The sequence below is a fragment of the Rheinheimera baltica genome (genome assembly GCF_030731985.1).
Taxonomy (GTDB): Bacteria; Pseudomonadota; Gammaproteobacteria; order Enterobacterales; family Alteromonadaceae; genus Alishewanella; species Alishewanella baltica.
Genome location: NZ_JAPJDY010000004.1, coordinates 1 through 13,841, shown reverse-complemented (window position 1 = coordinate 13,841; position 13,841 = coordinate 1). Strand labels below are relative to the sequence as shown.

Annotated in this window: 13 protein-coding genes and 2 rRNA genes; 1 reads left to right on the top strand and 14 read right to left on the bottom strand. The window is 47.0% G+C overall.

Annotation, left to right across the window (positions count from 1 at the left end):
• Positions 1–6: 6 nt before the first annotated feature.
• The 11 genes from ORJ00_RS07565 to ORJ00_RS07515 form a co-directional block, all read right to left on the bottom strand.
• The gene (locus tag ORJ00_RS07565) at positions 7–495 is read right to left on the bottom strand and encodes a prepilin-type N-terminal cleavage/methylation domain-containing protein (protein WP_306127064.1); all 489 of its coding nucleotides are present in this window, start codon (positions 493–495) and stop codon (positions 7–9) included.
• Between the two features lie 16 nt (positions 496–511).
• Positions 512–1,081: a prepilin-type N-terminal cleavage/methylation domain-containing protein gene (locus ORJ00_RS07560; RefSeq protein ID WP_306127063.1), complete on the bottom strand. Its 570-nt coding sequence runs from the start codon at positions 1,079–1,081 to the stop codon at positions 512–514.
• Positions 1,082–1,164: 83 nt separating this feature from the next.
• Positions 1,165–2,394, bottom strand: coding sequence for a type II secretion system F family protein (locus ORJ00_RS07555; protein WP_306127062.1), 1,230 nt, complete (start codon positions 2,392–2,394; stop codon positions 1,165–1,167).
• Between the two features lie 4 nt (positions 2,395–2,398).
• On the bottom strand, positions 2,399–4,129 hold the full coding sequence (locus ORJ00_RS07550) for a GspE/PulE family protein (RefSeq protein ID WP_027671047.1): 1,731 nt from the start codon (positions 4,127–4,129) through the stop codon (positions 2,399–2,401).
• Between the two features lie 4 nt (positions 4,130–4,133).
• Positions 4,134–5,342 (bottom strand): tetratricopeptide repeat protein, encoded by a 1,209-nt coding sequence (locus tag ORJ00_RS07545; RefSeq protein WP_306127061.1) that lies wholly within the window; start codon positions 5,340–5,342, stop codon positions 4,134–4,136.
• Positions 5,339–6,256 carry an ExeA family protein gene (locus ORJ00_RS07540; protein ID WP_305974288.1) on the bottom strand — a complete coding sequence of 306 codons (918 nt, stop codon included), beginning with the start codon at positions 6,254–6,256 and terminating at the stop codon, positions 5,339–5,341. Before ORJ00_RS07540 ends, ORJ00_RS07545 begins: the two co-directional genes overlap by 4 nt.
• Before the next feature lie 2 nt (positions 6,257–6,258).
• A complete protein-coding gene (mshL, locus tag ORJ00_RS07535) occupies positions 6,259–7,923 on the bottom strand; it encodes a pilus (MSHA type) biogenesis protein MshL (RefSeq protein ID WP_306127060.1) in 1,665 nt (554 codons plus the stop codon).
• Positions 7,913–8,236: a hypothetical protein gene (locus ORJ00_RS07530; RefSeq protein ID WP_305974284.1), complete on the bottom strand. Its 324-nt coding sequence runs from the start codon at positions 8,234–8,236 to the stop codon at positions 7,913–7,915. The genes mshL and ORJ00_RS07530 overlap by 11 nt, the downstream gene beginning before the upstream one ends.
• Positions 8,214–8,864: a hypothetical protein gene (locus ORJ00_RS07525; protein ID WP_027671051.1), complete on the bottom strand. Its 651-nt coding sequence runs from the start codon at positions 8,862–8,864 to the stop codon at positions 8,214–8,216. The genes ORJ00_RS07530 and ORJ00_RS07525 overlap by 23 nt, the downstream gene beginning before the upstream one ends.
• The gene (locus tag ORJ00_RS07520) at positions 8,861–9,457 is read right to left on the bottom strand and encodes a PilN domain-containing protein (RefSeq protein WP_306127058.1); all 597 of its coding nucleotides are present in this window, start codon (positions 9,455–9,457) and stop codon (positions 8,861–8,863) included. The genes ORJ00_RS07525 and ORJ00_RS07520 overlap by 4 nt, the downstream gene beginning before the upstream one ends.
• A complete protein-coding gene (locus tag ORJ00_RS07515; protein WP_306127057.1) occupies positions 9,454–10,368 on the bottom strand; it encodes a hypothetical protein in 915 nt (304 codons plus the stop codon). The genes ORJ00_RS07520 and ORJ00_RS07515 overlap by 4 nt, the downstream gene beginning before the upstream one ends.
• Positions 10,369–10,437: 69 nt before the next feature.
• On the opposite strand from ORJ00_RS07515, the gene ORJ00_RS07510 reads away from it, so the two are divergent.
• Positions 10,438–11,394, top strand: coding sequence for a 1-aminocyclopropane-1-carboxylate deaminase/D-cysteine desulfhydrase (locus tag ORJ00_RS07510; protein WP_051219824.1), 957 nt, complete (start codon positions 10,438–10,440; stop codon positions 11,392–11,394).
• On the opposite strand, the gene ORJ00_RS07505 is transcribed toward ORJ00_RS07510, so the two are convergent.
• The 3 genes from ORJ00_RS07505 to ORJ00_RS07495 form a co-directional block, all read right to left on the bottom strand.
• Positions 11,348–13,153 (bottom strand): EAL domain-containing protein, encoded by a 1,806-nt coding sequence (locus ORJ00_RS07505; protein WP_306127056.1) that lies wholly within the window; start codon positions 13,151–13,153, stop codon positions 11,348–11,350. The two genes, ORJ00_RS07510 and ORJ00_RS07505, sit on opposite strands and share 47 nt — an antisense overlap.
• A 168-nt stretch (positions 13,154–13,321) precedes the next feature.
• Positions 13,322–13,436, bottom strand: a 5S ribosomal RNA gene (gene rrf, locus ORJ00_RS07500).
• A 97-nt stretch (positions 13,437–13,533) separates the two neighbouring features.
• Positions 13,534–13,841 (bottom strand): 23S ribosomal RNA (locus ORJ00_RS07495); the annotation flags it as partial.

Genomic DNA, 13,841 nt, shown 5'->3' with positions numbered 1-13,841 from the left:
ACTAACCTACTGACAACCTTGGATCTGAACTTCGAATGTTGGCCTTTCACCTGCATTCTGGCTCTGAGTATACAAGAACTGACATGCACTTGCGGCAGTAGCTGTATATGCAACGCCATCTGGTGTAATAGCGACTACACCGGCGGGCGTTGCTGGCGTAGAGGTGCTATCCGCAAAGTCCCATTCGTTGACATCAAGGTCTAAAACCTGTTGCATCACCGCGGCAGTGCCTGCAGGATAACCAAACACAACAGCAATAGTTCCAGCACCTTCAGTAACAGTACCGGTCGCAGCTGCTTGCACGCCTTGTATCAATGCTTTGCCGTTAACTATCGCTGCAGCAGATTGTGCCGATGCCCTAACAGCATCTAGCGTTGCGCCACGCGCATCACCCGATATGTTTAAAAACCGTGGCGCTGCCGTTACGGCAAGAATACCCAAAATAACAATAACAATAATTAATTCAATTAATGTAAAACCTTGATTGCGTTTCATATTACTACCTTAATGCTTAGGGTCTATTTAAGAATACGGCAACGGCACCCGTTGCTGGGTTATAGGTAAAGCCATTGCTTGTTGCAATATCTGTTGGTGCCGCGGCTAAGCCGGCGGTTTGGTGATATACGCAATTGGATGTATCAAAGCGCACAAACAAATTATTGTTGGCACTAAAAGCAATAGCGGCGGTAGGTGCATTTTGTAAAATATTTTGCAATACCGCAACGCACGCTGCAGCGTCTACCGTAGCCAGCCGGGTATCTGCTGAACGGTTACCCGTTGGATAGCCACGCACTGCGGTTGAAGGGTCACCATTTACGCCAACATCTACACCATCCAGTGTAACAAAGGTACCATTGTCGGCTGGAACCGCGTTATTACCTACCGGACGACCCGCCACTTCCCATTGCGCCCGCACTAAACCTACTGCGGAGGCAAAACCACCGGCAATACCTTCGATTGACGCATCTTCTGCTTGCTCTGTTACATTTAAAAACCGCGGCAATGCTGTTGCAGCCAGCAACCCGAGGATAATGACCACGATGATCAATTCGATTAGTGTAAAGCCTGATTGTCTCTTCATACTTGTATCTCCCATCTGCTTGTTATAATGAGTATATCGCTAAACTTTGTAATTACACGTTAAATTGTTAATAAAGCGCTGAGCTACTTTGTACCACCTTTATAGGCATTTAGCATATCCCACATCGGTGTAAAAATGCCCAATGCCAAAATAAGTACCATTACCGCCACAATGGAAATAAGAATAGGCTCTATTTTGGCGGTGAGGCTTTTTAAATCAAAGGCAACTTCGCGTTCATAAAACCCGGCGACTTCCGCCAACATGTCATCCATGGCACCGGTTTCTTCACCCACTGCCAGCATTTGTAACACCAGCGGCGTAAACATTTGGCTTTGCTGGCTTACCCGCAGCAAGCTTTCACCGCGCTCAATATTGCGCCGCATATCCCGAATACTGTCGCCGAGGAAGTCATTGTCTACCGCGTCGGCAACCAGTGTTAACGCGCTGGTCATCGGCACGCCGGCTTTTAGCATCATGCCAAAGCTGCGGGCAAAACGCCCCAACGTTGCCCGATAAATAATACTGCCAATAATAGGAGAACGAATTTTCCAGCGGCCCCAGGCCCGGCGGCCTTTGTCTGTTTGAATGTATGATCGTAAGCCAAATACGGCAGCAATAAAGCCAATTAACATCAGTGGCCAAAAGCGGATAAAAAACTCTGAACTGGCTAGCAGAGCCTTGGTTGACCAGGGTAGCTCGGCATTAAAGCGGGCAAACATTGAAGCAAATTGCGGAATAACGGCCAAATTTAAAATAAACATGGCCACAACTAAGGTGAGTAAAACAAAAATAGGATAGCGGGTAGCCTGTTTTATTTGTTTGCGGGTTTCCAGCTCTTGCTCAAAGTAATAAGTTAATTGCAAAAAGGCTTCATCTAAACGGCCGGTGTTTTCACCAACATGCACAATACTGACCATTAAACGGCTAAACACCTTAGGGTGCGCCGCTAAGGCTTGTGACAGGTTGCGCCCATTTTGCAGTTGGTCCACCAACTCCAGCAGAATTCCCTGTAGCCTTACTGAGCTTGTACTCTGTGCCAGCCCTTCAATGGCGCGAATAATAGGAATGCCCGCTCGCATTAACGAGTACATTTGCCGCGATAACATAATAAGGTCTGTTAACGATATTTTGCGCTGCCATAGTACCGGCCCCATCAAGGACGTTTTAGCAGGCGTATCTTGTCGGCTAATCGTTAACGGTATAACGCTGCGTCGGCGCAGTATATCGGCTGCCGCGCTTTCATTACCGGCCTCAATTTCTCCGCTAACCGCCTTACCGGCGCTATCGCGCGCTGTATATACAAACTGTGCCATACCGTTAGCTGCTCTCTGCGGTTATGTCGATATCGTCATCCAGATATTCAGATACCCGAATAACTTCTTCTAAACTGGTTACCCCCTGCTGGGCATAATGCAGTGCCATGGTACCCAGGCGGGTAAAGCCCTCACTGTGTTGCGCTAACGTGGCAAAGCCTGCGGTATCATCGCGTCGCAGGGCATCGGCCAGTGGCTTGGTAATCATGAGTAATTCAAATACGCCAAGCCGGCCTTTATACCCGGTGTGATTACATGACTGACACCCGGGAGCCTGCCAATATGTTGCGGTTTTGCTGGTGTTAATGTGCCGCAGCCAGTTGCTTTCCATGTCGTCTGGTTGATAAGGTTGCTTACAGTAATCACATAACCGCCGAATAAGCCGCTGTGCGATTATGGCCCGCAAGGCCGATGCCACCAAATAGGGCGCCGCGCCCATGTCGATTAACCGTAAGGTACTGGTTACCGCATCATTGGTGTGCAAGGTAGACAACACTAAATGGCCCGTTAACGCGCCGCGTAGCCCCATTTCTGCGGTTTCCTGATCCCGCATCTCACCCACCATAATAATATCCGGGTCTTGTCGTAAGGTGGTTCTAAGCACATTACTAAAGGTTAGGCCAATTTTATGGTTAACCTGAACCTGATTCACTCTGGGTAAACGGTACTCTACCGGGTCTTCAACAGTAATAATTTTGCTGCCCGCCTGGTTAAGCTCGCTAAGCATGCCATACAAAGTAGTGGTTTTGCCTGAGCCAGTAGGCCCGGTGACCAAAATCATGCCATGCGGGCTTTTAATAATGCGTCGCAGCTTTGCCAACATTGGTGCCGGTAGGCCGGTTTCTTCCAGTTGCAGCACACCGGCTGACTGGTCAAGCAAACGCATTACTACAGACTCGCCATACTGCACCGGCATGGTTGAAATACGCACATCAATCTGGTGTTTTTTTACATTAATCTGAAAACGGCCATCTTGCGGTAAACGCTTTTCCGAAATATCTAGGTTTGCCATCAGCTTTAAACGCAACACCAGAGCCGCTGCAATACTGACTTGGTTTAAAATGTTTTCTTGCAGTACGCCATCAACCCGTTGCCTTATACGCAACACTTTTTCATCAGGCTCTATATGAATGTCTGATGCTTTAACCTGTACGGCATCTTCAAAAATAGATTGGAGTAACTTAACAATAGTGTTGTCGGCATCGCCCTGTTCATCAACCGCATTAAGGTCTAGCTCGTTGGATGTGCCGTGTTCTTCTTTTAACTGCGAAGCAAAACTTTCAATATCTTTGGTGCGCCGGTATAGCGTATCAAAGGCAGCAATTAGCTGACCTTCGCGCACAACGGCCAGCTCTATCTGACGTGGCGCTAACAGCTCAGCGAGCTGATCCATCGCAGCTAAATCGGCCGGGTCGCTCATACCTAGCAACACTTTACTGCCATGATCTTCCAGCACTAACGCCCTAAAGCGCCGGGCCTGAACTTCGGGCAGCAATTGCACTGTTTTCGGGTTTATTTGTTTTTGTGCAATATCCAGAAAAGGCACATTAAGCTGCTGCGCCAAAAACTGCAGTAGCTGTTGCTCTGTCAAAAACTGCAGCTCTGTTAGTGTAGCTCCAAGCTTACGGCCACTTTGCTGCTGCTGGCTTAGCGCCTGCTGTAACTGTGGTTCTGAGATAATGCCTTCATGCACTAATAAATCACCCAGACGCATTTTTAAACGAGGTCTTTGCATAACGTTACTCTGTGGCGGCTAAGCGCTGTTGAATGTAATCCCGGCTGGCGACCGACAGGCCATCCCCCCAATTAAGCGCCTGTTGATAATGTAAATGCGCCTGCTCGCGCTGTGCCAGTGCATCATGCGCAATAGCCGCACCCAACCACCAGCGCGCCTGTTGCGGCTGTAATTGGATAAGTTGTACAAACCACTGCAATGCGGCCTGCTGCTGCCCTAGTTGTTGCAGTGCAGTTGCTTTAAGTCCGTAATAATCAGGCTGTTGCGCCAGCAAAAATTGCGCGGGCAAGAGTTCAACTACTTGCTGCCAGGCGGCATTAGTTGCTGCGTATTGCGCCAGTAGCAACTGAATGTCGGCATTGATAATATTGTGGCTTAGTGCCTGGCGCAACGTTAACTCGGCCTGAGACGGCTGCCCTAACTGTGTCCAAAGCCGGGCTTGGGCTATGTAAACGCCGGGGTCGGCAGGCGTTAATTGTTGCACCTGTTGCCAATACTGCAATGCCTGTTGTAGTTGCCCGGCACCAGCTGCAGCAAGTGCTTGCTGGCGCAAGGCTGCTGCGCGCTGTTCAGGTGTAGCAGCCTTGCGCTCCACCTGCACACCAACGCTAACAGTATTAACCACCTCACGCTGATCCTGAGCAGAAGCCTTTGCAGTAATAGGCTTTGGGTCTGGTGGCTGTGTTGGAGCTTGCGGTTGTGCTGGCGTTAACTGCAGCGGGATATCTTCCGTCACGGGCTTATCAGCTAAATTAATTTGCTTATCTGACATAACCGATTCAGTTGGAGTTGATATTTGGCTGGTGCTAACCGCTGCCATTGAATGTGTAGCGTCTGCTGATGCTGTTGTTGAGGTTGTAACTGTTGCTGTACCAAGTGTTGCCGACACTGCAGCCAGCTGTGCTTCAGCTTCAGTTTCAGTTTCAGTTTTTTGCGGTTGGGTATCTACTGCCGCAGCAATACTCACTGGCATTACCGCAGTATCGGGTTGCTCTGCGGTAATACTTACCTCAGCCGGCGCAGCAGCAACAGTTGGCTGGCTGCGGCTTAAAATGGCATACACCGCAAAACACAATAACATTACGCTTAACGCTAGTAACAGTGTAAGCCACAACGGGCGATCTGTGTCTGAACTTATAACCGGCGTTGTGATACCGGGTGGCGTTTGTTGACGCTGTTCCAGATCACGTAACATTTTATTTAACACGCTCATAATATTGTCCATCCTGGTAGCCAATGACCGCCAGTAACCAGCGCATAACCCATCAACACGATAGCGCCAGCTGCCACGCTATACCACCACCAAGCCCTGGGTTTAGGCTGCACATCTTCAGTATCCATCGCCGCTAAACGAACATGTTGATAGCCAGCACAGGGTTTACCCTCACCAAACGCCAACAACAGCGCCTTATGCGCCAGCACATTTAACAATCTCGGCACACCACGGCTATACATGCTTAGCGCCCGCAGTGCCATACTACTGAACAGTTGCTGCTGTGAGCCAGCCTGCTGCAACCGTTGTTGCAAATAAGCCGCCACCTGGCGTGGACTCATCAACGAAAGATTACAAGAAAAGGTAATACGTTGGCGAAGTTGGCGAAAACGGTAGCTTGCCAGTTTCGTATCCAATTCAGGCTGACCAAACAGTACCACTTGCAGCAACTTGCGTTGTTCTGTTTCTAAATTAGTTAATAGTCGCAGCGCCTCGAGGGTATCATCCGGTAGCGCTTGTGCTTCATCAATTAACACAATAACCTTTTTACCTTGTGCTGCGAATAACAACAGCTGCCGCTGTAATAGCTGCAACAGCTGTGGAGGGTCGATATTAGCAGAATGTTTTAACCCAAGCTCAAGCGCCAAGGCCCAGCGCAACTCTAATGGCGTTAAGCAAGGATCAGGAATGTAGGCTAATTGCCAGTCGGCGTCTGCTTGTTGCAGCAGCTTGCGACACAACAGTGTTTTACCACTTCCTACTTCACCACAAATTTTAATAAAACCTTCGCCGGCACCCAGCGCCGTTTTCAACACGGCCAACACGTCCTGATGCTGCTGCAATGGCACAAAGAAGCGCGTGTCAGGCGTAAGACCAAACGGCATCTGATTTAACTGAAAGTGCCGTTCGTACATCGCTATTTTGGATACCAATCAGAAATGTATTCTGACGATTGCTGGATCTGCTGTCGCCATACACCTTCCCCTACCACTGTCGGTTTTAGCAGAATAACCAGCTCTTTCTTTTTTTCCACTTTGTTGATACTGGTAAACAACTTACCAACAATAGGAATAGCGCTTAATACCGGCGTACGAGATTCATTGTCGTTGGTGACCGTTTGCATTAAACCGCCTATCACTACAATTTCGCCACTACGGGCGCGAATAATGGTGTCAGACTCACGGATATTGCTTTGCGCCAAAGGTAAGATTATTTGCTCGTCACTGAACTGAATAGTTTTGTTCTGTTCTGCCGTTTCTGTCACGGAGGGATGCACATGTAGAATTACGGTACCATTTTGATCAATTTGTGGTGTAACATCTAACGCTATACCTGAAAAAAATGGCTGCAATGAAATATTCGGCGAACTGGTGGTGCCGCCAGTACCTACGATAGTGTCGGTGCTAACATTGGTGACAAAATACTCGTCCTGCCCTACTTTAATAACCGCTTTTTGGTTGTTCATTGCGGTAACGCGGGGGCTAGACAACACCTGCGCATTCCCCTGCGTTTCAAGTAAATTAATCACGCCGTTAAAGTCAGCATTATTAAAGGAAATGGCGGTAACACCACCTAACGAAGAGCTGATAGCATTGCTGGCGATGGCTCCACTGGTGGAAAAATTAAATCCCGTGCTTCGGATATTCATCATGGCATTTTGCCAATTGATCCCCTGCTGATATTCGTCGTTTAACGTTACTTCAATAATTTTTGCTTCCAGCACCACCTGCCGCTGCAAGTGTTGTTCTGACTGACCAAGATAGGCTTTAACTGCAGCAATTTCGTCAGGCATGCCTCGCACGGTAACTAATCCTGCCTGCGGTGTAACAACCACCATACGATCCGGCCCACTACCCAATACAGTGCTTACCGCTTTTTCCAGATCTTTCCAAAAGTCGGTTTTACTTTCGCTTTGAATCGTACTGCCATTAAACTGTTGCTGCCCCTGCTGAGACTGATTTTGGTTGCCATTGCCGCCCTGAGCAAAACCTCCTTGTGCTGAACTATTGCCCCTATTGTTCTGGCCACTCTGGTTGCTCTGGCTATCTTGCGATACACCGCCTGAATTAACCGCGATAGAAGAGAACCCCTGGCGCTGCAACATAAGATAGTTCACAGCAATGGTTTCTGTACGCAATCCTGCTGGGTAAACCTTATATACTAAACCCTGCTGGCGAATATCAAACCCATGCAGTTGCTGCACTATCGCCATTGTTTCAGGCAGCGTGACCTGTTTTAGCTGCAGCGTTATCAGGCCACTCACATTTGGGTGCAACACTACACTATAGGCTGTGTCAGCAACTAAAGACTGAAAGAAATCGGCGACATTAGCTTGCATTGCAGCAACGTTAAAACGCGGCAACTGAGGTTGCTGTGCCTGATAATTACTCGACAGCAAGTCTTGTGTAATGGCTGCAGGTACCTGCTGTGGTGCCGCGGCGACAATTGTTGGCTGCTGACTAGCCTGTTGTAATGCTTTTTCCGCTTGCTGTGGCAAGGTCGTGGGTTCAAATGCCTGACAACCAGCTAATAATATGCCGCTGCAAAACCACAGCAGCGTAGTAGCGCTTTTATTCTTCATATTGTTTTATCGCTGTGTTAAGTAGCGGCAGCACCTGCTGCACGCCGTTTAATTCAAGAGTAACTTGTGTGTCTTGGATATCCAGTACCCGTTGTTGTTTATAGTATCCGCCTTTGTGCACTAATACGCCGTCAATCAGTGCAACATAGCCGTTAATGGTGCTTTTTATTAGTTGCAATTGGGGCAACGCAGCATGGACTTGTGCCTCGCTAAGTTCAGTATCCGATTGCCAACCGGCTACAGGACGGGTGGGATCTGCCAATACCGCTACGCTGAATAACGTGCATAAACTACAAACGGATAAAGTCTTCATTTTCACTCACTGTACCCAACTCTAATGTCAGTTCTGCTAGTGGATAGTCTGTAACCTGATAGCCTAATCCTTGCCAGCTTACCAGCCATGGCAATTGCTCAATTCGTTCTAATACTTCAGACAATTCGGTGTAATTGCCAGCAAGCACCAGCTTAATGGTATGCTGATATAACAATGCCGGTTCATCAGCGGTTTGCCCAGCTAATTGCACAGGCCTGGGTTCCAAAGACTGTAAACGACTGATTTGTACCGTATTGCTGCTTTGTAACATGCTCTGCAACAACTGCACCATTTGTTCTGCATCGATAAAATGGCTGGTAGTTTGCTGTATTTGCTCATTTAACTGGAATTGCTGTTGCTGCAACAATTGGATGCGCTGATGGTATTCTTTATCCATATCCACGGCTATTTGTTGCCTTAATTGTTCAGCTAACTGTTGTGTATCTTGTTGTTGGCGTTGCAATGTTTTTAGCTGTTTTGCTGATGTCGTCACTTGCTGCCAGCGTGGCTCAAGTACATAAATACTCACCAGCCACAAGGTTAAAATTAAGCTGCCGCCCCACAACAACAGTTTTTCCCGTTGCTGTAATTGGCTAAACCGGTCTGAGAGTAGTTGCCATTGATTCATGGCTGTGTTCCTTGTTGCGCTAACAGTTTAAAACTCACAGCTCGTTTATCTTGCACCTGCTGCATAGTAACCTGACGAAAACGCTGGCCATGGAAGTAACTTAGTTGACGTAGATCCTCTAACCACAACGGCACACTATCAGGCCTTAATGCAATACCATTAAAGCTACTATATTGCTGTTGTAAGCTAAAGCTCGTTAACCACAACTCTGGACGATCCACCTTATTTAGATGCTGCATTACCGGACTATAAATTTGGCTTGCCTGCATTTGTTGTTCAGCTAAAAAACTCAATAATTGCTGTTTCTGTGCCACGCGACGCTCAATATCCTGATACTGTTTAACCAGTTCAGCCGATGGTTGTCGTTGAGTTAATGCTTGTTGATACAAGGAAATTTCTTGCTGCTGCAGAGTATTTTGCTGCTGTTGTTGTGCTAATGCTGTCTGTAGTTGCTGCTGTTGATGTGCAATCCACAATCCTGCCCCTATTAAAGCGGCAACCAATACCAACCAGCTAGCAACCAAGCGACTCAGCCCAAAGCGTTCATAAACCGGATATAAAACCGCCCGATATAAATTTACGTGCTGCTTCATGCGACAGACTCCGAATCCGATTGATTCAACACTGCAACGCCAGGCCAGCAACTGATCAGCTGCTCGGTACTTAGGGCCTGAGCCAATGGCAAATTAGCCAGCGGCTCTACCCGGCCAAAACCATTTTGTCGCAATAGATCCGTTATCAATGCTGATTGCGCCATCAGTAGCCGAATATCTCTAACTGGCGGTTGCTTTAACTGACTTTCGAAATAATCCATTGAGCGTTGCAGCTCTAACTGCAGCCTGTCAAGCGAGTCATCGCGTAATTCTGCTTCGGTACTTAAATGCAGCTGACCAAAACCACGGGCACGACGTGAAAAGTACAACTGACCATCACGAACTATCTGGATTAACAACTCATTTTCGGGTTGATGTATTACCAGCATTGTTGCCTGGCCTGTTGGAGCGATGAGCCCCATCGCCAACCATTCCTCCGGCTGAATAGAGTGAATGTGTAATTCACTGCTCGTAACATATTGAACAAGTTGCTTTAACCAGCTCGTGCTTGCCACGACCACATTAATTTTTGACGTTTGGCTGTTGTAGCTGGGTAAGTCAATATAGTCAGCGATAATGTCATCAGGGCTAATATCGACTAAATCTTTTACTTGCCAAGGTAATGCTTGTAGCATTTCCGTCTCTGACAAAGCGGGTTTATCAATTTGCACCAGCTGATAAAAATCTGGAGATAACACAATGTGCAACTTACGGTGTTTGGTAACGGATGATAATAACGTATGCAATGCTTGCTTCAAGCTATCCGCATCGTAAGACTCACTGCGAAAATGAGTGATTGTGGCTGTTTCAAGATCCACCAAGCGAAAGTCGGATTTGCTTATGTATAAAGCAAGCATGCCTGAAGAACGGCTTGATTTTCGATTGAGGCCTTTTATTATTTTTCTCAGCATAGTGCTGCCATTAGCTCCCAGTATAACGCTATACTAGCGGCTATTTTCGTTACTGTCATGCTTCTTACCATGCTGTATTCACCTGAAATTCAACTCATTTCGCCAAAACAGCGTTGGCAACGTCTATCGCATCCGCTTTTAGTACAGCATAGAATACAACTATGGGTATGCCATTTAGACACCTTAGTGCCAGAAGTATCAGGCAACAAGTGGCTAAAACTAAAGTACCACGTGCAGCAGGTGATGCAGCAAAACTGTTCAGGAATATTAACCTTTGGTGGTGCATTTTCTAATCATTTATGTGCTGTAGCGGCCTGTTGTCGTCTACTTGGCCTGCAAAGTGCGGCCTATGTCCGTGCCGATGACCTGGATATGGCGAACCCAACGCTGGCATTTTGCCAACAGGCAGGTATGCAACTTTATGCTCTGGATAGAACGAGTTACCGCCAACGCGATAACCCCGACTTTATTCAGCAATTACAAGAAAAGCATAAAACATTGTTGATGGTGCCAGAGGGCGGCTCTTCAGATGCTGGCGCTTCAGGCATTGCGGAGCTGAATTTAGCGACCACGCCGGAAGGTGATGCGGATATCATTATTTGCCCTACTGCAAGTGGCGGTACCTTGGCGGGTGTAATTAACCGCCACGACTGCGCTGCATTGGGCATTGCCGTAGTGAAAGATACGTCTTTACCACAACGGGTAAGCCAGTTGCTAACACCAGAGAGTAGAACCAAACACTGGCAAATTAATACGAACTTTGTCGGTAAAGGCTATGGTAAATTTGACGAAGCATTATTGTCATTTTGCCGTGAAATGGCTCAACATCAACTGCACGTTGAACCAATATACACCGGTAAAACACTCGCTGCAGTGTTTTCTCTGATTGCATCAGGTGATATTCCAGAAAACAGTAGATTAAGCGTATTTCACACGGGGGGACTACAAGGCTTAAAAGGGCTGCATTATCGTGGCTTAATTACTGTATCTGACCTTGCGCTATTATCTGGTTCAGTGGCTGGCTAAAATAGAATCCCTGGCCACCAGCAATACCTAACTTTTGTAAGGTCAACCATTCAGACTCCAACTCAACTCCCGTTGCTATAACTCTGACTCCTTTACCGACATAACTGGCAATAAGACCACGAACAAACAGCTGCTGTTCCAGATGCTGGTCGATATTGCGTACTACTGAAGGATGCAATTTAACTGATTCTAAAGGTAATTCATTAACGTATACCGCGTTATCAATGACCAAACCAACATGATCCACAATTAAGGAAAAACCTAACTTATTTAACTTCAACAACTTACTTTTTAGGGTTTTATAATGCCGGAGTAAATGATGTTCTGTAAGTTCAAGGGCAAATTGCTGCGGGTCCAACTGTCCAGATATCAACATATGCTCCAACCATTGCCACCACTGTGGATCGAGTAGTGAATGGATACTAATGTTCACACTACACCGAGTAAAAGTGCGTGAGTCCATGGCACATAACCGCGCTGTTTTGAGTAACACATGCTGGTCAATCTGGCACGCCAAGCCGCAGTTATATGCCATGGGCAGAAAGATAGCAGCGGGGATATAACCACCGTCAGCAGATTGCAGCCGAATTAATACTTCATGCTGCAGAATATCGCGGTCTTGCCACGAAAAAACCGGCTGAAAGCTAAGAGCAAAACGATGATCTTGCAACGCTTTGTTTAATTCAGACCGCCACCAAACAGAACCTTTCGCTTGAGGCCTGTCATCATATACAAAGCCATATGCCGCATTGGGACCATGTAATTGTGCCGTTTTTAGTGCCATATCCGCTTCGGACAGTACTTGATATGACGTCTGTCCTCGCTGATAGCTGGCATAACCGATATGCAATACGTCTTGGTCAACACAGTCGGCAAAACAACTGGCTCGACTTAATAGCGTAGCCATTCTATCACCCAATTTTTCCATGTCTTTAGCAGAAAGCCCTGCGATTAACAGAACTAAATCGTTATCAGACAAGCGGGCAATTACAGTATTAGCGTAGTCTGAGGCCATACCATGCAGTATATCCACACAACCACGCAGACGATTAAGCGGTTTTATGTTTGAGCTTATCGTTTCAGGATGACTTAGCTGAATAATAAACAATGCGCCGAACCCCACTTCTGACACATCACTTAAATAATGTTGCAGCTTGCTTTCAAAAAAAACACGGTTACCAATAGCAAGTTCATGGTCGATCAGCCCCTGTACCCGAACTAAATGGCGAACTTCTTGGTCGCGCCTCACCAGGTTGTTCACTTGATCAGACACTTTTTGCAACCGTTGACTGAAACTAGCCGAGGAGTCGCCGACTGCTTCGACTTTAACTTCTAATATATGTAGCGACTTGTCTAACTCTACGAGCTCGGAAGTACGAGCTCGTCGCTGTCTTCGCCATGACAAACCAATCGGCAATATCAACAATAACAACAGAGAATTAATAGTGAAATAAAGCCACAGGGTAGGTTTTATAATAAATGCTTCATCAATGTACAACACGGCATCATTGTTTTGCATGGCAATATAATGAGTGTTGCTGGGGGCTAATTGCAAAATCAAACCAGTGCTGGCCGTTAACCACCTTGCACCAGTTTCGTGTGGTTGCTCTAGTGCGAGTTCAACTAAACGATCAGCCTGCTGCATCACGCTGTAGCGTTGCATAACAAAATGCGACACATTAAGCACTAGCAAAAATGCTATCAAAACAGCAAGCTGTAATTTTTGTGCCCGCAGCCGGTACAATGACAATTGTGACAAAACCAACTCCTTTTGATCGAACTCTTAGTGTTAATCTTTGACACGCATTTGTCGAGTTTTTAAGCTATAAAGCGCTAAATTAAATTGCAGCTCGTTCGCTAAGGCTTATCATCACTGAATTTTAGGCATAAAAAAACCCCGCTCGATGAGCGGGGCTTCGTATTGGGAGCCTGGCGGTGAACTACTCTCGCATAGCGAATGCTACACTACCATCGTCGCAGCTGCGTTTCACTTCTGAGTTCGGAATGGGATCAGGTGGTTCCACAGCGCTATTGCCACCAGGCAAAAACTGTTTATGCTCTTTAACTTAGCAGGCTGATGAGTATTTACACACTGTACTTTTCTTAGCGCTTTATCACGCAAAACATCTTGGGCGTTGTATGGTTAAGCCTCTCGGGCAATTAGTATGAGTTAGCTTAACACATCACTGCGCTTCCACACCTCACCTATCAACGTTGTGGTCTCCAACGACCCTTTAGCAGACTTAAAGTCTGAGGGATGACTCATCTTGTGGCCGGCTTCCCGCTTAGATGCTTTCAGCGGTTATCCGTTCCGAACGTAGCTACCGGGCAATGCCATTGGCATGACAACCCGAACACCAGCGGTTCGTTCACTCCGGTCCTCTCGTACTAGGAGCAACTCCACTCAATCATCCAACGCCCACGGCAGATAGGGACCGAACTGTCTC

What these genes read in the sequence shown, in the direction of transcription:
- ORJ00_RS07550 (WP_027671047.1), bottom strand. Translation starts at nt 4,129, where the DNA reads ATGCAAAGACCTCGTTTAAAAATGCGTCTGGGTGATTTATTAGTGCAT.
- ORJ00_RS07560 (WP_306127063.1), bottom strand. Translation starts at nt 1,081, where the DNA reads ATGAAGAGACAATCAGGCTTTACACTAATCGAATTGATCATCGTGGTC.
- ORJ00_RS07520 (WP_306127058.1), bottom strand. Translation starts at nt 9,457, where the DNA reads ATGAAGCAGCACGTAAATTTATATCGGGCGGTTTTATATCCGGTTTAT.
- ORJ00_RS07555 (WP_306127062.1), bottom strand. Translation starts at nt 2,394, where the DNA reads ATGGCACAGTTTGTATATACAGCGCGCGATAGCGCCGGTAAGGCGGTT.
- ORJ00_RS07515 (WP_306127057.1), bottom strand. Translation starts at nt 10,368, where the DNA reads ATGCTGAGAAAAATAATAAAAGGCCTCAATCGAAAATCAAGCCGTTCT.
- ORJ00_RS07510 (WP_051219824.1), top strand. Translation starts at nt 10,438, where the DNA reads ATGCTGTATTCACCTGAAATTCAACTCATTTCGCCAAAACAGCGTTGG.
- ORJ00_RS07530 (WP_305974284.1), bottom strand. Translation starts at nt 8,236, where the DNA reads ATGAAGACTTTATCCGTTTGTAGTTTATGCACGTTATTCAGCGTAGCG.
- ORJ00_RS07525 (WP_027671051.1), bottom strand. Translation starts at nt 8,864, where the DNA reads ATGAATCAATGGCAACTACTCTCAGACCGGTTTAGCCAATTACAGCAA.
- ORJ00_RS07565 (WP_306127064.1), bottom strand. Translation starts at nt 495, where the DNA reads ATGAAACGCAATCAAGGTTTTACATTAATTGAATTAATTATTGTTATT.
- ORJ00_RS07545 (WP_306127061.1), bottom strand. Translation starts at nt 5,342, where the DNA reads ATGAGCGTGTTAAATAAAATGTTACGTGATCTGGAACAGCGTCAACAA.
- ORJ00_RS07540 (WP_305974288.1), bottom strand. Translation starts at nt 6,256, where the DNA reads ATGTACGAACGGCACTTTCAGTTAAATCAGATGCCGTTTGGTCTTACG.
- mshL (WP_306127060.1), bottom strand. Translation starts at nt 7,923, where the DNA reads ATGAAGAATAAAAGCGCTACTACGCTGCTGTGGTTTTGCAGCGGCATA.